Origin of the sequence: Umezawaea sp. (genome assembly GCF_036375055.1) — a bacterium.
Taxonomy (GTDB): Bacteria; Actinomycetota; Actinomycetes; order Mycobacteriales; family Pseudonocardiaceae; genus Umezawaea.
In genome coordinates this window covers 1-19,045 of record NZ_DASUSQ010000102.1, presented here as the reverse complement: position 1 = coordinate 19,045, position 19,045 = coordinate 1, and the positions used below count along the sequence as shown (strand labels likewise).

At 73.9% G+C, this 19,045-nt stretch carries 18 protein-coding genes; 10 read left to right on the top strand and 8 right to left on the bottom strand.

Annotated elements, in window-relative coordinates:
* Positions 1 to 47: 47 nt before the first annotated feature.
* Together VFZ92_RS26800 and VFZ92_RS26795 are read left to right on the top strand one after the other, a co-directional pair.
* Positions 48 to 941 carry an MBL fold metallo-hydrolase gene (locus VFZ92_RS26800; protein ID WP_330878844.1) on the top strand — a complete coding sequence of 298 codons (894 nt, stop codon included), beginning with the start codon at positions 48 to 50 and terminating at the stop codon, positions 939 to 941.
* Complete coding sequence (locus VFZ92_RS26795) at positions 938 to 2,119, top strand: carboxylesterase family protein (RefSeq protein ID WP_330878805.1); 1,182 nt, start codon at positions 938 to 940, stop codon at positions 2,117 to 2,119. The genes VFZ92_RS26800 and VFZ92_RS26795 overlap by 4 nt, the downstream gene beginning before the upstream one ends.
* A 55-nt stretch (positions 2,120 to 2,174) precedes the next feature.
* Here VFZ92_RS26795 and VFZ92_RS26790 read toward each other — a convergent pair whose 3' ends face one another.
* The 3 genes from VFZ92_RS26790 to VFZ92_RS26780 form a co-directional block, all read right to left on the bottom strand.
* A complete protein-coding gene (locus tag VFZ92_RS26790; protein WP_330878804.1) occupies positions 2,175 to 2,492 on the bottom strand; it encodes a DUF1048 domain-containing protein in 318 nt (105 codons plus the stop codon).
* Between the two features lies 1 nt (position 2,493).
* Entirely contained in the window at positions 2,494 to 2,742 is a 249-nt protein-coding gene (locus VFZ92_RS26785) for a DUF1048 domain-containing protein (RefSeq protein WP_330878803.1), read from the bottom strand.
* Positions 2,743 to 2,836: 94 nt separating this feature from the next.
* Positions 2,837 to 3,163, bottom strand: coding sequence for a PadR family transcriptional regulator (locus tag VFZ92_RS26780; RefSeq protein WP_330878802.1), 327 nt, complete (start codon positions 3,161 to 3,163; stop codon positions 2,837 to 2,839).
* Between the two features lie 128 nt (positions 3,164 to 3,291).
* Between VFZ92_RS26780 and VFZ92_RS26775 the strand changes: the two genes are divergently transcribed.
* From VFZ92_RS26775 to VFZ92_RS26755, 5 genes are all read left to right on the top strand, one after another.
* A complete protein-coding gene (locus tag VFZ92_RS26775) occupies positions 3,292 to 4,380 on the top strand; it encodes a sensor histidine kinase (protein ID WP_330878801.1) in 1,089 nt (362 codons plus the stop codon).
* The gene (locus VFZ92_RS26770; RefSeq protein WP_330878800.1) at positions 4,377 to 5,045 is read left to right on the top strand and encodes a response regulator transcription factor; all 669 of its coding nucleotides are present in this window, start codon (positions 4,377 to 4,379) and stop codon (positions 5,043 to 5,045) included. The genes VFZ92_RS26775 and VFZ92_RS26770 overlap by 4 nt, the downstream gene beginning before the upstream one ends.
* Before the next feature lie 99 nt (positions 5,046 to 5,144).
* Positions 5,145 to 5,546, top strand: a complete 402-nt coding sequence (locus VFZ92_RS26765) for a hypothetical protein (protein ID WP_330878799.1) — start codon at positions 5,145 to 5,147, stop codon at positions 5,544 to 5,546.
* 288 nt (positions 5,547 to 5,834) lie between these two features.
* Positions 5,835 to 6,188 carry a hypothetical protein gene (locus VFZ92_RS26760; RefSeq protein WP_330878798.1) on the top strand — a complete coding sequence of 118 codons (354 nt, stop codon included), beginning with the start codon at positions 5,835 to 5,837 and terminating at the stop codon, positions 6,186 to 6,188.
* Between the two features lie 39 nt (positions 6,189 to 6,227).
* Positions 6,228 to 7,736 (top strand): nitrilase-related carbon-nitrogen hydrolase, encoded by a 1,509-nt coding sequence (locus VFZ92_RS26755; protein WP_330878797.1) that lies wholly within the window; start codon positions 6,228 to 6,230, stop codon positions 7,734 to 7,736.
* On the opposite strand, the gene VFZ92_RS26750 is transcribed toward VFZ92_RS26755, so the two are convergent.
* A complete protein-coding gene (locus VFZ92_RS26750; protein WP_330878796.1) occupies positions 7,699 to 8,703 on the bottom strand; it encodes an AraC family transcriptional regulator in 1,005 nt (334 codons plus the stop codon). The genes VFZ92_RS26755 and VFZ92_RS26750 overlap by 38 nt on opposite strands.
* Positions 8,704 to 8,809: 106 nt before the next feature.
* On the opposite strand from VFZ92_RS26750, the gene VFZ92_RS26745 reads away from it, so the two are divergent.
* On the top strand, positions 8,810 to 9,625 hold the full coding sequence (locus VFZ92_RS26745; protein ID WP_330878795.1) for a glycoside hydrolase family protein: 816 nt from the start codon (positions 8,810 to 8,812) through the stop codon (positions 9,623 to 9,625).
* Positions 9,626 to 9,676: 51 nt separating this feature from the next.
* Here the strand turns inward: VFZ92_RS26745 and VFZ92_RS26740 are convergent, their stop codons facing one another.
* On the bottom strand, positions 9,677 to 10,105 hold the full coding sequence (locus VFZ92_RS26740; protein ID WP_330878794.1) for a DoxX family membrane protein: 429 nt from the start codon (positions 10,103 to 10,105) through the stop codon (positions 9,677 to 9,679).
* Positions 10,106 to 10,305: 200 nt separating this feature from the next.
* On the opposite strand from VFZ92_RS26740, the gene VFZ92_RS26735 reads away from it, so the two are divergent.
* Complete coding sequence (locus tag VFZ92_RS26735; RefSeq protein WP_330878793.1) at positions 10,306 to 11,787, top strand: serine/threonine protein kinase; 1,482 nt, start codon at positions 10,306 to 10,308, stop codon at positions 11,785 to 11,787.
* Positions 11,788 to 11,846: 59 nt separating this feature from the next.
* The gene (locus tag VFZ92_RS26730; RefSeq protein WP_330878792.1) at positions 11,847 to 12,356 is read left to right on the top strand and encodes an ATP-binding protein; all 510 of its coding nucleotides are present in this window, start codon (positions 11,847 to 11,849) and stop codon (positions 12,354 to 12,356) included.
* Between the two features lie 4 nt (positions 12,357 to 12,360).
* Here VFZ92_RS26730 and VFZ92_RS26725 read toward each other — a convergent pair whose 3' ends face one another.
* From VFZ92_RS26725 to VFZ92_RS26715, 3 genes are all read right to left on the bottom strand, one after another.
* On the bottom strand, positions 12,361 to 12,648 hold the full coding sequence (locus tag VFZ92_RS26725) for a DUF1905 domain-containing protein (protein WP_330878791.1): 288 nt from the start codon (positions 12,646 to 12,648) through the stop codon (positions 12,361 to 12,363).
* Between the two features lie 47 nt (positions 12,649 to 12,695).
* A complete protein-coding gene (locus VFZ92_RS26720) occupies positions 12,696 to 15,134 on the bottom strand; it encodes a SpoIIE family protein phosphatase (protein ID WP_330878790.1) in 2,439 nt (812 codons plus the stop codon).
* A 23-nt stretch (positions 15,135 to 15,157) separates the two neighbouring features.
* Positions 15,158 to 19,045, bottom strand: a 3,888-nt coding sequence (locus VFZ92_RS26715; RefSeq protein ID WP_330878789.1) for a HAMP domain-containing protein, incomplete at its 5' end; no start/stop codon positions are given.

The window sequence follows — 19,045 nt, the reverse complement described above, 5'->3', positions numbered from 1 at the left end:
ACGTGACCGATACCCCGCGGCACGTCCTGGCGGCCAGGCTCGACGGCATGGACACCATCACCCTCGGCGACGTCGAGATCACCCGCGTCGTCGAACAACCCCCTGCCGGACTGCCGCGCGAGTTCGTGTTCCCGGACGTGCCGCGGCGGGACTGGGAGGCCAACGCGACCTGGCTCGCGCCCGACCACTGGCGGCCGGAGCAGGACGAGGTGCTGGCCGTCATGCAGACCTGGCTGGTGCGCAGCGGGGGCAGGACGATCCTCGTCGACACCGGCGTCGGCAACGGCAAGGAACGGCCGTACATGCCGTTCTTCGCGCACCTGGACACGGACTTCCTGCACAACCTCGCCCGCGCGGGCGTCCAGCCGGAGGACGTGGACGTCGTGGTGAACACGCACCTGCACGGCGACCACGTCGGCTGGAACACCCGCCTCGACGGGTCGGCGTGGGTGCCGACGTTCCCCAACGCCCGCTACCTGCTGGCCCGCGCCGACTTCGACTACTGGAACCCCCTGAACGAGCACCGGACCCGATCGGGGCGCAAGATGCAGAACGTGTTCGAGGACAGCGTCGCACCGGTGCACGAGGCGGGGCTGGTCACGCTCTGGGAGGACTCGTACGTCCTCGACGACGCGCTGCGGATCGACCCGGCGCCGGGGCACACCCCCGGCTCCTCGGTGCTCACCCTGACCTCGGGCACGGACCGCGCCGTGTTCGTCGGCGACCTGCTGCACAGCCCGCTCCAGTTCGTCTCGCCCGACCGCTGCCCGTCCTTCGACGAGGACGAGGCGGCGGCCACGGCCACCCGCAGGCGGGTGCTCGGCTGGGCGGCCGACCACAACGCGCTCGTGCTGCCCGCGCACCTGGCCGGGTCGGGCGCGGCGGAGATCCGCAGGGACGGCGACAGGTTCGCGGTCGAGGAATGGGCGGCGTTCGCGTGAAGGTCTCCACCACCTCCGGTGTCGTGTCCAGCGGCACCACCGTGTTCCACGGCATCCCCTACGCCGCGCCGCCGGTCGGCGCGGGCCGGTTCGCCGCGCCCGCTCCACCCCGGCCGTGGACGGGGGTGCGGGACGCGAGCGCGCCGGGCCCGTCCGCGCCCGCGCCCGACCGCCGCTGGTTCGGCAGGACCGACATGGGCCCGTTCATGGGGGTCGACCGGGTGACCGGCGACGACCACCTCACGGTCACCGTGTCCACGCCGTCCACGACCGGGTCGGCGCCGGTCGTGGTGTTCGTGCACGGCGGCGGGTTCCTGTCCGGCACGGGCAGCGCCCCGGCCTACGACGGGTCCGCGTTCACCCGCGACGGCGTCGTCCTGGTGACCCTGAACTACCGCCTCGGTGCTCCGGGGTGGCTCAGCCTGCCCGGAGCACCGGACAACCGCGGCGCGCTCGACGTGCTCGCCGCGCTGGGCTGGGTCCGCGACAACGTCGCGGCCTTCGGCGGCGACCCCGGTCGGGTCACGCTGGTCGGGCAGTCCGCCGGGGCCATGATCGTCGGCTCGCTGGTCGTGGACCCGGCCGCGCGCGGCCTGTTCCACCGCGCGATCAGCCAGAGCGGCGGACTCGTCGAGCTTCCCCCCGAGACCGCGGCGAGGACCGCGGCCGACCTCGCCGACGCCCTCGGGATCGCCCCGACGCGCGCGGCCTTCGCCGACGTGCCGGACGCCGTCCTGGTCGACGCCGTGAGCGGGCTCCGCCCCGCGGGCGCGGCCGGGGTGACGCCGTTCGGGACCGTGCGCACCGCGAACCGGGTGGCGGGCGCCGTGGACCTGCTGGTGGGCACCAACACCGAGGAGTCGAGGCTGTACCAGGACCCGTCCCGGTCCGCGGCGATCGACGGGGTGCTCGACGCGGGCAGGCGCGCGCTCGTGGAGGCCCACGGGGCCGCGCTCACCTACGACTTCGACTGGCGGGGCGGGCCCTACGGCGCCTGCCACGGCGTTGAGGTGCCGTTCGTGTTCGAGACCACCCACCTGCCCGCGCTGCGCGGACCGGACGGCCTGCTCGGGCCGGACGTGCCGCCGTCGCTGGCGGCGGAGGTGCACGGCGCGTGGGTCCGGTTCGCCGCCACCGGCGATCCGGGGTGGACCGGCCACCACCGCTTCACCGCGTAGCGGGTGCCGCGCCGGTGGTCGACCAGCGACCGCCGGCGTCCCGTGCCGCCGGGTGCTACGCCCCGGCTCCTCCCCCGAGCGACTCCTGCCAGAGGTCCGAGCAGGTGCGCGAGTCCTCCACCAGCTCGTCGCAGAAGGCCGCGACGTCGGCGCCGACGAGGTCGAGGACTGCCCTGCCCGTCGCCGCGCCCTCCTCGAAGAAGTCGACGATCCCCGACAGCAGGTCGCCCTCGGTCAGCGCGACCGGCCCGACCTTGAAGCAGTAGCGCTGGATCTCCTGGTAGACGATCTGGTGGTCCCTCGGGAGCGCCTTGGCCCTGGCCACGTGCGCCCGCCACTGCTTCTTGCCCTCGATGATGTCCCGGATACCCACGTCACCCTCCTGCCCGGCGCAGTTTCCGCGCGACGTTCCCGTTCAACTGCTCGCGCCACCGGTCCCGGTGGCTCCTGGCGCCCGCCAGCGCCGCGCAGAAGCCCTCGACGTCCGCGCCCAGCACGTCGTGGACGTCCTGGCCCTCGGCCGCGGTCTCCTCGAACAGCCCCAGGACGCCGTCGAGGATCGGCACCAGGTTGCGGCCGCTGAGGTTCCCGCAGGGGTACAGGGTGACCTTGATCTGCTCCACACCTCCCGGTGCTCGCCGGGCAGAGCGCCCGCCCTGGCCTCGAACTCCGTGAACTCCCTGGTGAGATCGCCGCCCGTGATGGTCTCCCAGAAGGTCATTCCCCGCCCTCCTTGAGCTTGTCGATCCGTGCCGACACGTACTCCCACTTCGCCCAGAACCTCGCGAGTTCGGCGCGCCCCGCGTCGTTGAGCGCGTAGAACTTGCGCGGCGGGCCCACACCGGACGGCCTCTTGGTGACCTGGACGAGCCCGTTCCTCTCCAGTCGCAGCAGGATGGTGTAGACCGTTCCCTCCACGACGTCGACGAAGCCGAGTTCGTTCAGCCGACGCGTGATGGCGTACCCGTAGGTCTCCTCGCCGCCGACGATCTCCAGCACGCACCCCTCCAGCGTGCCCTTCAACATCTCCGTCAGGTCCTCCATGGCCCTCCTCCGCGACCTCACTACTGCGTGACACCGAGTACCAGTACACGGTATCACGTAGTAGTGGACGTGCCCAGCGGTCGCCACCTCGGTTGACCGCGCTCTCGACCGTCTTGCACAGTGGGCGCGTGCGGAGGGCGCTGGGCATCCTGACGGTCGTCGCGTGGGCGACGCTGCCGCTGGGCTCCGCGGCGTACGCCCAGCGGCTCCTGCCGACGCTGCTGGTGGGGCTGGTCTTCGCCGTCCTGGCCGTCGTCGGGTTCCGGTTCGTCGAGGGCCGCGGCCGGGCGCTCGCCCTGGGGTACACCGCGGTCCAGCTCGGCCTGGGCTTCGAGCTGTTCTCCCTGTCCGGCGCGGCGGTCGGGTCGGTCCTGCTGCTGGTCGTCCTGGTCGCGCAGAGCGCGCTGCTGCTGCCGCTGCCGGTCGCGGCGGTGGTGGCCGCGGTGATCCCGCTGGTGCACCTGGGGATGGAGTGGGGCGCCGGGCTGCGGGAGGGGCTCGGCACGCTGGCCGTCACGACGTTCACGCTCGTGGTGACCGAGCTGCTGGTGCGGGAGCAGCGCGCCAGGGCCGAACTCGCCGAGGCCAACGAACGGCTGCGCGGGTACGCGGCCCAGGCCGAGCAGCTCGCCACCACGCAGGAGCGCAACCGGGTCGCCCGCGACATCCACGACGGGCTGGGCCACCACCTGACCGTCGTGCAGATGCTGCTCCAAGCCGCGCGCGCGGTGATCCGCACCGCGGACGTCGAGCGGCTCGACGGGATGCTCGCCAAGGCGCAGGACCAGTCGCGGGAAGCGCTGGCCGAGGTGCGCCGCTCGGTCTCCGCGCTGCGCGAGCCCCGGCCCGCGCCGCTGGTGGACGCCCTGCGCGCGTTGACCCGCGAGGCGGGGGTGCCCACCGGGCTGGAGGTGCGCGGCGAGGCGAGGGTGATGCGGGCCGAGGTCGAGGAGTCGCTGTTCCGGGCGGCCCAGGAGGGGCTGACCAACGTCCGCAAGCACGCGGAGGCGTCGGCGGCGAGCGTCGTGCTCGACTTCGGCCGCGACGACCTCGTCCGGCTGGAGGTCCGCGACGACGGCCGGGGGCTGCCCGAGCACCCCGGCACCGGGTTCGGGCTGCTCGGGTTGCGCGAGCGGCTGGCCGACCTCGGCGGGCGGGTGTCGGTCGACCCCGGCCCCGGATCGGGCGTGGCGCTGACCGTGGAGGTGCCGGGGTGAGCGCGCCGGGGTCCGCCGTCCGGGTCCTGATCGTCGACGACCAGGCCCTGTTCCGGGAGGCGCTGGCGACGCTGCTGGAGGTGCAGCCGGAGATCGAGGTGGTCGGCGAGGCGGGCGACGGCGAGCAGGCCGTCCGGTTGGCCGCCGACCTGCGGCCCGATGTCGTCCTGATGGACCTGCGGATGCCCGTGCTGGACGGGATCGCGGCCACCACCCGGCTGCGCGCCGAGCAGCCGGGCGTGCGGGTGCTGGCGCTGACGACGTTCGACGACGACGCGGACGTGTTCGCGGCGCTGCGGGCGGGCGCGGTCGGCTACCTGCTCAAGGACGTGTCCTCCGCGCGGCTGGTGGAGGCGCTGGTCGCCGCCCGGCGCGGCGAGTCGGTGCTCCAGCCGTCGGTGGCGGCCAAGCTCGTGGCCAGGGTGGCGCGGATGCCGCACGAGGACGCCCCGCCCGCCCGGCAGCCGCTGGTGGTCCCGCTGTCGGAGCGCGAGCTCGACGTGGTGCGGCTGCTGTCGGAGGGCAACAGCAACCGCGAGATCGCCGGACGGCTGTTCCTGGCCGAGGGCACGGTGAAGAACCTCGTCACGAGCGTGCTGGCCAAGCTCCAGGTGCGCGACCGCACCCAGGCGGCGCTGCGGGCCAGGGACCTCGGCCTGCTCTGACCGACGGGTCACATGACCCCGGACATGACCTCCGGCACCTGACCGCGCCCGCCGCGCGGCAGAGGATCCGTTGCACGGCAACGATCCGAAGGAGTCCCGATGAGTACCGAACGCACCCCCGGAACCCGGCGGGCCCGCCCCGCGGCGCGCTTCGCCCTGCACTACCTGGAGATGGTGGTCGCCATGGTCGTGGGCATGGTGGTCCTGGAGCCGGTCTGGTCGTTCGTCTGGCCCGGCCTGCCCGGTGTCGTCACCGCGCACGTGCTGGTGATGGCGACCGACATGGCCGCGGGGATGGCGCTGTGGATGAGGATCCGCCGCCACTCCTGGCCGGGCATCGCCGAGATGGCGGCCGCGATGTACGTGCCGTTCCTGGTCCTGCTGCCGTTCTTCTGGGCCGGGCTGCTGTCGGCGTCCGCCCTGTCGACGGCGGGGCACGTGCTGATGCTGCCCGCGATGCTCGTGGCGATGCTGCGGCGCGGGCACGAGTACGGGTGCTGACCGTGGCCCGCCTGCCGGCCCTCGCGCTGGTCCTGCCCGTGGCGCTCGGGGCCGTCACCGCCTCCTCGGCGTTCGGCGCCCTCAACGCCCCTCGGGCGGACGGCGCGACGGCCGCGCCCCCGCCGCGACCGCACGACCCCGCCAAGCCGACCGCGGTGGTCGTGCTGGGCGACCGGGGCGCCGTCGTGTCCGACGTGCTGGCCCCGTACGAGGTGCTGGCCTCGACCGGCGCGGTCAACCTCTGCGCGGTCGCGCCGCCCGCTCCCGCTGACCGGCGGGCTCGGCCTCGTGCCGGACCTCACCTCCGACGAGCTGGACCGGCCGCTCGGCGACCGGGCGCCGGACGTGGTCGTCGTGCCCGCCCTTCCCGACGTCGACGCGAGCACGGTCGAGCCGGTCACCGACTGGCCGCGCCGCGCCCCCGCGCGGTGGTCGGCGAAGGTCCTGGAGCACCCGGTCGACCACCTGGACCTCACCGGCCCGGCGTGGCCCTGGACGCCCTCGCTCCGGCCGCTGGGGCTGGCCGTCCTCGGTGTGCTCGTCGCGCTCGGGCTGCTCCGGTGGCGCACCACATCGGTCACGAAACGCGCGAGGTCCGGTCGCAGCGGACCGCCCACCCCCGCCGCTAGCGTCGGTGCGTGACCTGGAACCGCAGGTCAGGGACGTGAGGGTGGAGAAACGATGAGCACCGAGCAGCTCGAACGACAGCGGGTCGCACCGGGGCGGGACCCCGCTCCCGACCGGCGGCGGTGGGTCTGGCTGGGGGTCGGCGCCGTGCTGTGGCTCTTCGCCGTGCACGGCCGGTTCGACGTCCCCGTGGCGGCGTGGCTGTTCCCGGTGTTCCTCCTGCGGTTCACCCGCGCGGGCCGCCCCGCGGCGGCTCTGCCCGCGGTGTGGCTGGCGTCGGTCGCGGCGGGGGTGTTCTGGGCGGTGGAGACGGCGGTGCCGATGACGGCGACCACCCTCGTGGGGCTGGTCGCGCTCAGCACCGTGACGGCCCTGCCGTACGCGCTGGACCGGCTCGTCGCGCCGAGGGCCCGCCGGGTGACCGCGCTGCTGCTGTTCCCGGCGGCGGTCGCCGCGACCGAGTTCCTGATGACGGCGATCAGCCCGTTCGGCGCGGCGTACGGCGTGCTCGCCCCGACCCAGCACGGGTCGCTCGCGCTGCTCCAGCTCACCGGGGTGACGGGCCTGTACGGCGTCGCGTTCCTCGTCGGCTGGGGCGCGACCGTCGCCAACGACGTGTGGGAGCGCTCGGTGGACCGGCGGGTCGTCGGCGCCTACGGGCTCGTGCTCGCGCTCGTGCTGATCGGCGGCGGAGCGGTGCTCGCGACCCCCGCTCCGGGCGGGACGGTCCGGGTGGCGGGGATCAGCCCGGACACCGCGGTCACCGAGGAGCTGCGGGACCTGATCGGCGAGGAGTTCACCCCGCGGGGCGTCGTCGACCGGGACCCGGCGCAGGTGCGGCCCGCGTTCGAGGAGGTCACCGCGAACCTGTTCGCCAGGACGCGGGAGGCGGCACGGGCGGGCGCGGAGATCGTGCTCTGGTCGGAGCAGGCGGCGAACGTGCTGGCGGCCGACGAGGAGGCGTTCCTGGCCGAGGCCTCCAGGACCGCGCGGGAGGAGCGCGTCTACCTCCAGGTCGCGGTGTACCTGTACCTGCCGCAGGCCCCGCACGCGGCGAACCGGACGCACCTGTTCGACCCGACCGGCACGCGGGTGTGGACCTACGACAAGGCGCGCCCCATCCCCGGCCTGGAGGGCTACCCCGGTGGCGACGGCGTGGTGCCGGTGGTCGACACGCCCCACGGGCGGCTGGCCACGCTCACCTGCTTCGACGCCGACTTCCCGGCCCTGGCCCGCGTGGACGCCGACATCCTGCTCGTGCCCGCGCGGGACTGGGCCGAGGTCGGCGCGGTGCACAGCCAGAAGGCCGCTCTGCGGGCCGTGGAGAACGGCTACTCGGTGGTCCGCCAGGCGGAGTTCGGCACGTCCGGCGCGGTCGACCAGCGCGGCCGGGTGCTCACCGCCCACGACCACGCGCGTTCCGACACCCACGTCGTGCACTCCGACGTGCCGACGCGGCGGGTCACGACCGTCCACGGCGTCGTCGGCGACCTGTTCGCCTGGCTCTGCACGGCCGCCACCGTGCTCATGGCCGGTCTCGCGCGGCGCCGCTCGCGGACCTGACCGCGTACCGCGCCCGGTACTCGCCCGGCGGGCTCCCCACCCACCGGGCGAACGCGCGGCGGAACGCGCTCGGCTCGGAGAACCCCAGCCGCCGGGACAGGTCCTCGACGGACTCGCGACCGCGTCGCAGGCCCGCGACGGCGAGGCCGCGCAGGACGTCCTCCCGGATGCCCTGGAACGACGTGCCCTCCCGCCGCAGGAGGCGGCGCAGGTGCTGGCCGCTGATCGCGAGCCGGGCGGCAGCGGCGTCGACCCGGACGCCGGGGTCCTGCTCGACGATCCGGCGGACGCGGTCGGCGGTCGTGCTCCCGTGGTCGCGGAGCATGATCAGGTCCTCGGGCGACTCGCGCAGGAACGCCTCCAGCGCCGCCTCGTCGCGCACGACCGGCGCGCCGAGGTGGGCGGCGTCGAAGCTCAGCGACGCCGCGGGAGCGCCGAACGCCGCCGCCACCCCGAAGACGTGGTCGTACTCGGCGCTGTGCGCGGGTTCGGCGAACGGGAACGCGAGTCCGGTCAGGACGATCCGCCGCCCGACCAGCCACCCCGCGAACCGGTGCGCGAACGCGAGCACCGCCTCCAGCGCCACCGGTTCGTCCACCACGTCCTGCTCGGACGCGAACTCGACCCGGCACACCCCGCCGTCCACCACCAGCCTGCCGCGCGTGTACCCCGTGGTGAGCGCGGCGAACTCGACCACGCGGCCCAGCGCCGCGCGCAGGTCCGGTGCGTGCACCACCGCCAGCGCGATCAGGCGGACGGTGCCGAGCGGGACCGGTCGCGGACCAAGACCGAGCAGTTCGTCGCCGGTGAGCCGCCACAGCGACCGCACCAGCGCGACCACCCGGTCGCAGTCCACCCGCGACGCCGCGGCGTCGACGCCGACCTCGCGCAGCACCCGGCGGACGTCGACCCCACCCGTCGCGAGCGCGGGGCGGACGAACTCGATCGAGACACCGGAGACGGCCACCCCCTCAGCGTGCCATCCCCCCGACCGGCGACACGGGGCGCCTGCTGCGGCACGATGTGATCAGCACCGCCCGCGCCGCCGCGCTGTCGTGGAAGGGACGTTCCGCATGCGCACCGCACACCGGTTGCTGTCGATGGCGTTGACCCTGCTCATCGCGCTCACCCTGGTGCCGTCACCGGCGTCGGCGGTCCCGGCCGTCAAGAAGAAAGGGGTGAGCGCCGCCAACTTCGCGGGTGTCACGACCGCGCTCAGCGACGTCGGCGCGGGCTGGTTCTACACCTGGGCGTCGGACAAGCAGGGCATCGCCAACCCGGCGGGCACGGAGTTCGTGCCGATGATCTGGGGCGCGGGCGCGGTGAACCCGACCCAGCTCAACCAGGCGAAGTCCCTGGGCACCACGCTGCTCGCGTTCAACGAGCCCGACCTGGGCGGCCAGGCGAACATGACCGTCGACCACGCCCTCCAGCTGTGGCCGCAGCTCCAGGGCACCGGCATGAGGCTCGGAGCGCCCGCCGTGGCCTACGGCGGCGACACGCCGGGCGGCTGGCTCGACCGGTTCCTCGGCGGTGCGTCCGCCCGCGGCTACCGCGTCGACTTCATCCCGCTGCACTGGTACGGCAGCGACTTCTCGGCGGCGGCCGTCGACCACCTGCGGAGCTACCTCCAGAACGTGCACAACCGCTACCGCAAGCCGATCTGGCTCACGGAGTACGCGCTGATCGACTTCACCACCGGCACGCCGCGCTACCCCTCGTCCGACCAGCAGGCGGCGTTCGCGAAGAACTCCGCGGCGATGATGCAGGGACTGTCGTTCGTGGAGCGCTACTCGTGGTTCACGCTGTCCACCACGACGCACCGCACGGGCCTGTACACCGGCACCACGCCCAACGCGACGGGCGTCGCCTACCGCTCGGTGGGCTGACCGGAACCCCTGTTCCCGCACGGGGTGCGGGAACAGGGGTTCCACCGCCGGTCAGCGGGTGGCGCGCAGCATCGGCCGGAACGAGTCGCGGTACGCCCACGCGAGCCCGACCTCCAGCGCCGCCACCACCGCGGCGGTGGTCAGACCCGTGGGCGCGAGGAAGACGTGGAACGCGACGATGTTGACCACCACGGGCGCGAGCAGCGCCAACGCGAGCGGGACGAACCTGTTGGCCAGCAGCAGGATCCCGCTCACGAGCTGGACGCCCATCGCCAGCGGCATCAGGTACCCGGTCTGCGCCAGCGCCACGCTGAAGGCCACGGCCCCGTCGGTCATTCCCGACGTGTCCTGCGGCAGGAAACCCACGAAACCGTTGAGGCCCGTGACGGAGAACAGCAGACCCAGCACCACGCGGCCCGCGGCGGGCAGGTGGCGGAGAGCGGTGGTGCGCCGAGCGGTCGTGGTGGTCGTGGCGGTCATGGTGGTTCCTCCCCGGTTCCGCCAGGCTCGTGGTGCCTGGCCCTACCCCCGCGTCGAACGGGAGGGGGCCGGATCGACACGCCACCGGAACTTTCTCCCGACATTTTCCCACCGCGTTCCCGCCGAGCCTCCCGTCCCGTCCCGCCCGCGGGCTCCACTACCATCGCCGCACCGTCAGTCAGCCGGACCGGGAGTGGCACGTGGGGGAGCAGGGCAGGCTGATCGCCGGGCGCTACGAGCTGCGGGAGCAGCTCGGCGCCGGAGCCATGGGCGTGGTGTGGCTCGCGGGTGACCTGAAGCTCGAACGCGTCGTGGCCGTGAAGGAACTCCTGCTGCCCCCGCACCTCGACGCCGAGGCCGTCCAGCAGGCCCGGCGGCGCGCCCAGCGCGAGGGGCGCATCGCCGCGCGGCTGCACCACCCCAACGCCGTCACCGTCCACGACGTGGTCGAGCACGACGGCCAGCCCTGGCTGATCATGGAGTACCTGCCGTCCCAGAGCCTCGCGGCGGTGCTCGCGGAACGCGGGTCGCTGCCGGTCGGCGACGTGGTGCGGATCGGCAAGCAGGTGGCCGACGCGCTGGCCGCGGCGCACCGGGTGTCCGTGGTGCACCGCGACGTCAAGCCGGGCAACGTCCTGCTCGGCGCCGAGGGCGCGGTGAAGATCACCGACTTCGGCGTCTCCCGCGCGCTGGACGACACCACCGCGACCGCCACCGGGCAGTACGCGGGCACCCCGGCGTTCTTCGCCCCCGAGGTCGCCAGGGGCCAGGAGGCCGGATACCCGTCGGACGTGTTCTCGCTCGGCGCCACGCTCTACAACGCCGTCGAGGGCGTGCCGCCGTTCGGGATCTCCGACAACTCGATCGCCCAGCTCTACCGAGCGGCCGCGGGCACGATCCGGCCGCCGGAACGCGCCGGGGCGCTGGCCCCGCTGCTGGCCGGGCTGCTCGCCCTGGACCCCCGCGCCAGGCCGACGATGGCCGAGACCGCCGAGGCCCTCGACGCCGTGGCCAGGACGACGGCGCCCACGCCGACGCTGGTGGTGGACCTGCGCGACCGGTCCACCTCGACCTTCACCCTGCCGCCGAGGTCCGCCGCGGACGAGCGCCGGAGCCGCCGCCGGGCCGCCGCCGGTCTCGTGACCGCGCTGCTGGTCCTGGTCGGGGTCGTCGGCGGCGCGTTCCTCCACGCCAACCGGGACGGGCGGTCCGAGGCGTCCACTCCCCCGCCCGGCACGTCGTCCAGCCGGTCGGCGCCGACGTCCAGCTCGGCGCCGCGGCCCGCGACGGCCACCGCGGCACCGCTGGTCGTGGACGCGTCGGGCAAGTGCCTCGACGTGCCGGGGAACGCGACGGACAACGGCACCGCGGTCACCGTCTTCGACTGCAACGGCGGCGACAACCAGCGGTGGGCGCCGACGGTGGCGGGCGAGCTGCGGGTGTACGGCGGCACCAAGTGCCTGGACGCCCGTCTGGCGGGCACCGAGCCGGGCACGAGCGTCGACGTCCACGACTGCAACGGCGGGCCCAACCAGAGGTGGACCCTCAACGAGGACCGGACCATCACCGGTGCGCAGTCGGGCCTGTGCCTGGACGTCCTCGGCTCGGGCACCGAGTTCGGCACCCCCGTCGTGCTGTGGAACTGCTCCGGGGGCGCCAACCAGAGGTGGCAGCGGGGCTGAACCCGAACGGGTTCGCCCGACAACCGATCCGAAGTGCCCGCCACCGCGAACGTCCGGTGATGGAGCACTCCGAGCCCGGTCGCGCACCGAAGCCGTCCGGCGGGCCACCGCTGGTGAGCGGCCCGCTGCCCCAGGCCGTGTCCCGGCTGATCAGCGAGGTCCAGGACGTGCTGGCGCTGGTCCTCCTGCCCTGGGAACGCGACCTGAGCACCCACCCCAGCCCGTGGTCGGTCCGCACGGGGGTGCGCCGGCACCTGGCCGCCGCCGTGCACCCCGACGTGCTGACCGACGTGCTGCTGGTGGTGGAGGAACTGGTCGAGAACGCCTACCAGCACACCGGGAGCGCGCGCAGGCTCCGCGTCGACCGCGAGGGGTGCGCCGTGCGGGTCGAGGTCACCGACGGCGATCCCGCCGAACCGGTGCTGCACCTCGCGCACCCCGTCGGCCCGCACCACCACGGCGTCCTGCTCGTCCACGAGCTGTGCCACGAGTGGGGTGTGCGCCCCGCCACCGACGGCGGACCGGGCAAGACCGTGTGGGGCGTGCTCCGCGAGCACCCCGAGTGCTGACGCGTCACCCGTGCAGGGTCAGGCGCACCGTCGGGCTGTCGCCCTCCTCCAGCCCCTCGGCCCGGCGCACCGCCGCCTTCACCGGCACGACGTAGCGACCGTCCTTGGGGAACAGCGACGTCGTCCACCGGGTCTCCCCGATCCGGGCGGCGACGGGGATCATGCCCCAGCCGTAGCTCACGGCCGACGACTCGGCCTGGATGAGGACGCAGTCCTCCTCCGGCACGGTGATGAAGTACCACGGCGCGGGACCGCGCCAGAACCACAGCTCACCGTCGAACTCGAACTCCACCGACCACTCTCCTCAGCAGACCGCGCGGGACGACGGTACCGACCCGCTCACCCGAGCTGGACGCCCACGATGCAGGCGTCGTCGTCGGTGTCGGACTCGCTGCGGACGAGCAGGTCGTCCAACCGCTGCTCCAGCGACCCGGTGAACGCCGCGGACGTGGTGAGCAGCCACCGGACGCACTCGTCCAGGTCCTGGTCCCGGCGCTCGATCAACCCGTCGGTGTAGAGCAGGAGGGTGTCCTCCGGCCGCAGTTCCACCCGCCGCTCCTCGTAGTCGGCCTCCGCGAGCGCGCCGAGCATGACCCCGTGCGGCACGGGCAGGGCGGTCGCCTCCCCGTCGCGGACCAGCACCGGCGGCGGGTGGCCCGCGCGGGCCCACCTCAGCACCCCGGCGGCCGGGTCGTACAGCCCGCAGACGGCCGTGGCGAAGATGTGGTCGGTCAGGTGGTGGGCGACGAGGTTGAGCCACGTCAGGAGCTGGGCGGGACCGGCGCCGGTCGCGGCGAGGCCGCGCAGCGCGTTGCGCAGCACGACCATCCCGGTCGCGCTCTTGATGCCGTGGCCGGTGATGTCGCCGACGGACACGAGGATCTGCTTGGACGGCAGGACGGCGGCGTCGTACCAGTCGCCGCCGACGAGGTGCTCGATCTCGGCGGGCCGGTAGCGGGCGGCGATGCGCAGGTCGAAGGCGTCGATCGTCGGCTGGGCGGGCGGCATGATCGCCCGCTGGAGCCGCAGCGCCAACCGGTTCTGCTCGGCGGCCTGCTGCTCGGAGTGGGCGAGCTGGTCGCGGGTGGCCGACAGCGCCACCTCCGTCCAGTGCTGGGCGGAGGCGTCCTGGTACGCGCCGCGCACGACCGCCACGCGGCCCGCCCGGTCGAGCACGGGTTCGGCGATGACCCTGATGTGGCGGGTGATCCGGTCGGGGCGGCGCAGCCGGAACGCGGTCGACGCGGGCTTGCCGTGGTGCAGCACGGTGCGCAGGAACCCGTGGAGCGCGGCGGCGTCGTCGGGGTGGGCGTGCGCGGGCAGGTCGGCCAGCGGGACCGGTCCGGCCGCGGTGGGCAGCCCGAAGAGCCCGAACAGCTCGCCGTTCCAGGTGATCCGGCCGGAGGCCGTGTCCTGCTCGAAGCCGCCGATGCGGCCGAGGCGCTGGGCGTGGCGCAGCAGGTCGACCAGCAGCGCGGTCTCGTCCCGCACCCGCCACACCAGCAGCACGGAGTCGCCGTGCCTGCTGATGCCGATGTCCGCGGTCACGGTGAGCGGGACCTCCTCGAACCGCGCCGTGAGGACCATCCGCTCGGCCCGGAACGGCTCGCCGGTCGCGTAGACGTGCTCGACGGCGGTGAACAGGCCTTCCCCGGCCTCGGCGAACGGGTACGCCTCCAGCAGCCCGGCCCCGGTGAGGGACTCGCGCGACCGGCCTGCCAGGTCCTGGAAGCGGGGGTTGAGGTGGTGCAGCCGGAAGTCGGCGAGGGCCCCGCCGGTCAGCTCCGGCCGCAGGACCAGCGCCGGGTCCAGGAGCCCGTCGGCCAGGGCCACCAGCTCCGCGAGCCGCGCCGCGTCGTCCTGGCCACCGGCCGTGCCCGCCTCGGCGTCGCTCTCCAGCGCGTGGGCGCACAGCTCCCCCAGCGCCTCCACCTGGCGCCGGACCCGCGGTGGCTGCGGCGGCAGCGGACGTGGCCAGCAGACCTCCAGCACACCGAGGACCCGGCCGCCCACCACGGCGGGCAGGACGACCCGGCCGCCGGCCAGGTGCCGGTGGCCGATCGACGGCAGTCCCGACGCGGCCAGGTCCTCGATCCACACGGCGTCCCGCTCGGCGAGCGCGCGCCGGGCCGCCGTGGCCACGTCGGGCGGCACGGAGCGCCACCCCCCGGTCTCCTCGGCGGTGAAGCCCGCCGCCCCGGCCAGCGCCAGTGAGGAGTCCGCGCCCACCGACCAGATCGCCACCGCGGTGGCGCCCAGCGGGGCGAGCGCGTGGTCCAGCAGCGACCCGGCCACGCTCCAGCCGTCACCCGCGGCGAGGGCTCCGCTCTCGGCGGTGCGCAGCCGCAGGGAGACCGACCCGGACGGCTCCGGCCCGGTGAGCGCGTGGTCGAGGGGTTCCGCCGTGGTGGAGGAGGGCCAGTCCCGCGCCACCTCATCCACGACATCCGCCGCCTGCCCCACCTCCGACCCGGCCAACACCCGGTCGACAAGCTCCGCCGCAGCCGGGGAAAACCGACCCCGCGCCGCCTGGTCGACGACGTCCGCCGCCAGTTCGAGCTGCGACACGCCTGCCCGCGCGGAGAGGTCGGCGAGCTGCCGGGCGGCCTGCGCGGGGCCGCACCCCAGCCGTTCGACCAGGACGCCCCTGGCCAGCTCGACCACCGCCCGCCGGTCGGCCTCGGCCCGCGCCCGGCGGACCTCGGCCGAGAGCCGCTCGACCGCGGCGGCCATCCTGCGCAGCGCCGTCCCCTCGCCCGCGGGCACCTGCCCGTCCACCGGACTCCCTCCGCGCCCGCGGCTCAGGTGTCCAGCCAGCGCTGGATGCACGCCAGCAGGTCGTCCGCGTCCACCGGCTTCGTGACGTAGTCGTTGGCGCCGGACGCCAGGCTCTTCTCGCGGTCACCCGGCATGGCCTTCGCCGTCACGGCGATGATCGGCAGGCTCGCCAGCTCGGGCATGGCCCGGATCGCGGACGTGGCGGCGTAGCCGTCCATCTCCGGCATCATCACGTCCATCAGGATCAGGTCGACGGGCACGGGCCCCGACAGCGCCTCGACGGCCTCCCGGCCGTTCTCGGCGTGCACGACGTCCACGCCGTGCAGCTCCAGGATGCTGCTGAGCGCGAACAGGTTCCGCGCGTCGTCGTCGACGATCAGCACGGTCCGGCCCGCGAGCTTCCCGTCGCGGCGCCGGGGGACGGGGTCGGGCCGTTCCTCGGTGCGCACGAGGGGGAGCACGTCGCCGGGTTCCTCCGCGGTGAGGTGCAGGGCGATGCGCTCGCGGAGTTCGTCCAGGCTGGACAGCAGCTCCAACGGCCTCGTCGCGGTGCGCGACCGGAGCCGTCGCTCCTGGTCCGGGTCGAGGCGGCGGTTGTTGTGCGCCAGCACCGGGACGCCGTGCAGACCGGCGTCGCCGTCCATCGCCTCCAGCAGGTCGAGCGCGACGCCGTCGGACATGTCCAGCTCCAGCACGACGCAGTGGCACGCCCGCGCGGCCAGCGCGGCGGCGGCGTCCCGCGCCCCGACGGCGGTGACGACCTCCACGGGCCCGCGCGGGTCGTGGCTGTCGGCGAGGTCGCCCACGGCGCTCTCGGCGACCAGCGAGAGCAGGCCGCGCGCCCGTTCCTCCACCACCAGCAGCCTGCGCTGGTGGTGCGCGGCCACCTGCCTGCCCGCGAAGCCCGCGGCAGGCCGGGGTTCCGCGGCGCGCGGGTGCGGCGGCGCCTGGAAGTCCGGGCGCGCCACGGGCAGGTACAGGGTGAAGGTGCTCCCCCGGCCCGGTGTGCTCTCGGCCGCGATGGCCCCGCCGAGCAGGTAGGCGATCTCCCGGCTGATCGAGAGCCCCAGGCCGGTCCCGCCGTACTTGCGGCTGGTGGTGCCGTCGGCCTGCTGGAAGGCACCGAAGATCGACTCCAGCTGCTGCTCGGCGATGCCGATGCCGGTGTCGACCACGCGGAACGCGATGGCCGACCCGTGGTGGCGCACCGACGCGGGCAGGTCGGCGGAGTCGACCGGTTCGATGCGCAGCTCGACGCTGCCGGTCTCGGTGAACTTCACCGCGTTCGACAGCAGGTTGCGCAGCACCTGCCGCAGCCGCGAGTCGTCGGTCAGCAGCTCGCCGGGGACGCCGGGGGCGGTGGTCACCTGGAACCCCAGGCTCTTCTGCGTGGTCAACGGCCGGAACGTCACCTCGACGTAGTCGAGCAGCCTGCGCAGCGGCACCTGCTCCGGCGTGATGTCCATCTTGCCCGCCTCGACCTTCGACAGGTCGAGGATGTCGTTGATCAGCTGGAGCAGGTCCGACCCGGCGGAGTGGATGATCTCCGCGTACTCGACCTGCTTGGGGGTGAGGTTGCGGCCGGGGTTCTGGGCGAGCAGCTGGGCCAGGATCAGCAGGCTGTTGAGCGGGGTGCGCAGCTCGTGGCTCATGTTGGCCAGGAACTCCGACTTGTACTTCGACGCCAGCGCGAGCTGCTGGGCGCGGGCCTCCAGCTCCTGGCGGGCCTGCTCGATCTCCAGGTTCTTGGCCTCGATGTCGCGGTTCTGGGTGGCCAGCAGCGCCGCCTTCTCCTCCAGCTCCGCGTTGGAGCGCTGGAGCTCCTCCTGGCGCACCTGGAGTTCCCCCGACCTGGCCTGGAGTTCCGCCGCCAGCCGCTGCGACTCGCCGAGCAGCTCGTCGGTGCGCGCGTTGGCCACGATGGTGTTCACGTTGACGCCGACGGTCTCCATGAGCTGGTCGAGGAAGTCCCGGTGGATGGCGGTGAACCGGTGCACCGACGCCAGCTCGATGACGCCGAGCACCTGGTCCTCCACGACGATGGGCAGCACGACCAGGTTCGCGGGCGCGGCGCGGCCGAGCCCGGAGGACACGGTGACGTACTCCGCGGGCACGTCGTCCACCGCGATCGTGCGGCGGCTGCGCGCGGCCTGGCCGACCAGGGACTGCCCGAAGCGGAACCGGGTGCGGCTGTGGTCGTCCGGGCGGTCGGGGTGGCCGTAGGAGCTGATCAGCCGCAGCTCGGGGTCGTCGGGGCTGTCGTCGGCGAGGTAGAAGCCGCCGTACTGCGCGGACACCAGCGGCGTCAGCTCGTCCATGATCAGCTCGGCGACGACCGCGAGGTCCCGGCGCCCCTGCATCAGCCCGGAGATGCGCGCCAGGTTGGACTTGAGCCAGTCCTGGTCCTGGTTGGCCTTGGTGGTCTCGCGCAGCGACCCCACCATCGAGTTGATGTTGTCCTTCAGCTCGGCGACCTCCCCCGAGGCCTCGACCGTGATGGAGCGGGTCAGGTCGCCCTCGGCGACCGCGCTCGTCACCTCGGCGATGGCCCTGACCTGCCGGGTCAGGTTGCCCGCGAGCCCGTTCACGTTCTCCGTCAGGCGCTTCCACGTGCCCGACACGCCCTCGACCTCGGCCTGACCGCCCAGCCGCCCCTCGCTGCCGACCTCGCGCGCCACGCGGGTGACCTCCGCGGCGAACGCCGAGAGCTGGTCGACCATCGTGTTGATGGTCGTCTTCAGCTCCAGGATCTCGCCGCGCGCGTCGACGTCGATCTTGCGGGTCAGGTCGCCCTGCGCGACGGCGGTCGTCACCTGGGCGATGTTGCGGACCTGGTTGGTCAGGTTGCCCGCCATGAAGTTGACGTTGTCGGTCAGGTCCTTCCACGTGCCCGCCACGTTCGGCACGCGCGCCTGGCCGCCGAGGATGCCCTCGGTGCCGACCTCGCGGGCCACCCGCGTGACCTCGTCGGCGAACGCGGACAGCGTGTCCACCATCGTGTTGATCACGCCCGCGAGCGCGGCGACCTCGCCCTTGGCCTCGACGGTGATCTTCTGCGACAGGTCGCCCCGCGCCACCGCCGTGGCGACCTGGGCGATCGACCGCACCTGGCCGGTCAGGTTGGAGGCCATCACGTTGACGTTGTCCGTCAGGTCCTTCCACGTCCCCGAGACGCCGCGCACGGTGGCCTGCCCACCCAGGTTGCCCTCGGTGCCCACCTCCCGCGACACGCGCGTCACCTCGTCGGCGAACGCCGAGAGCTGGTCCACCATCGTGTTGATGGTCTCCTTCAGCTCCAGGATCTCCCCGCGCGCGTCGACCCGGATCTTCTGCGACAGGTCGCCCCGCGCCACCGCCGTCGTGACCTGGGCGATCGACCGCACCTGCGCGGTCAGGTTGTCGCCCATGACGTTCACCGACTCGGTGAGGTCCTTCCACGTGCCCGACACGCCCTCGACGTCGGCCTGACCGCCCAGCCGGCCCTCGGTGCCGACCTCGCGGGCCACCCGCGTCACCTCGTCGGCGAACGCGGAGAGCTGGTCCACCATGGTGTTGATGGTGTTCTTCAGCTCCAGGATCTCCCCCCGCGCCGTCACGGTGATCTTCTGGCTCAGGTCGCCCCGCGCCACCGCCGTGGCGACCTGGGCGATCGACCGCACCTGCGCGGTCAGGTTGCCCGCCATGAAGTTCACCGAGTCCGTGAGGTCCCGCCAGGTGCCCGAGACGCCCTTCACGTCCGCCTGCCCGCCGAGGATGCCCTCGGTGCCGACCTCGCGGGCCATGCGCGTGACCTCGTCGGCGAAGCTGGAGAGCTGGTCGACCATCGTGTTGATGGTGTTCTTCAGCTCCAGGATCTCCCCCCGCGCCGTCACGGTGATCTTCTGGCTCAGGTCGCCCCGCGCCACCGCCGT

What these genes read in the sequence shown, in the direction of transcription:
- VFZ92_RS26755 (WP_330878797.1), top strand. Translation starts at nt 6,228, where the DNA reads ATGAGCACCGAGCAGCTCGAACGACAGCGGGTCGCACCGGGGCGGGAC.
- VFZ92_RS26765 (WP_330878799.1), top strand. Translation starts at nt 5,145, where the DNA reads ATGAGTACCGAACGCACCCCCGGAACCCGGCGGGCCCGCCCCGCGGCG.
- VFZ92_RS26780 (WP_330878802.1), bottom strand. Translation starts at nt 3,163, where the DNA reads ATGGAGGACCTGACGGAGATGTTGAAGGGCACGCTGGAGGGGTGCGTG.
- VFZ92_RS26800 (WP_330878844.1), top strand. Translation starts at nt 48, where the DNA reads ATGGACACCATCACCCTCGGCGACGTCGAGATCACCCGCGTCGTCGAA.
- VFZ92_RS26730 (WP_330878792.1), top strand. Translation starts at nt 11,847, where the DNA reads ATGGAGCACTCCGAGCCCGGTCGCGCACCGAAGCCGTCCGGCGGGCCA.
- VFZ92_RS26745 (WP_330878795.1), top strand. Translation starts at nt 8,810, where the DNA reads ATGCGCACCGCACACCGGTTGCTGTCGATGGCGTTGACCCTGCTCATC.
- VFZ92_RS26740 (WP_330878794.1), bottom strand. Translation starts at nt 10,105, where the DNA reads ATGACCGCCACGACCACCACGACCGCTCGGCGCACCACCGCTCTCCGC.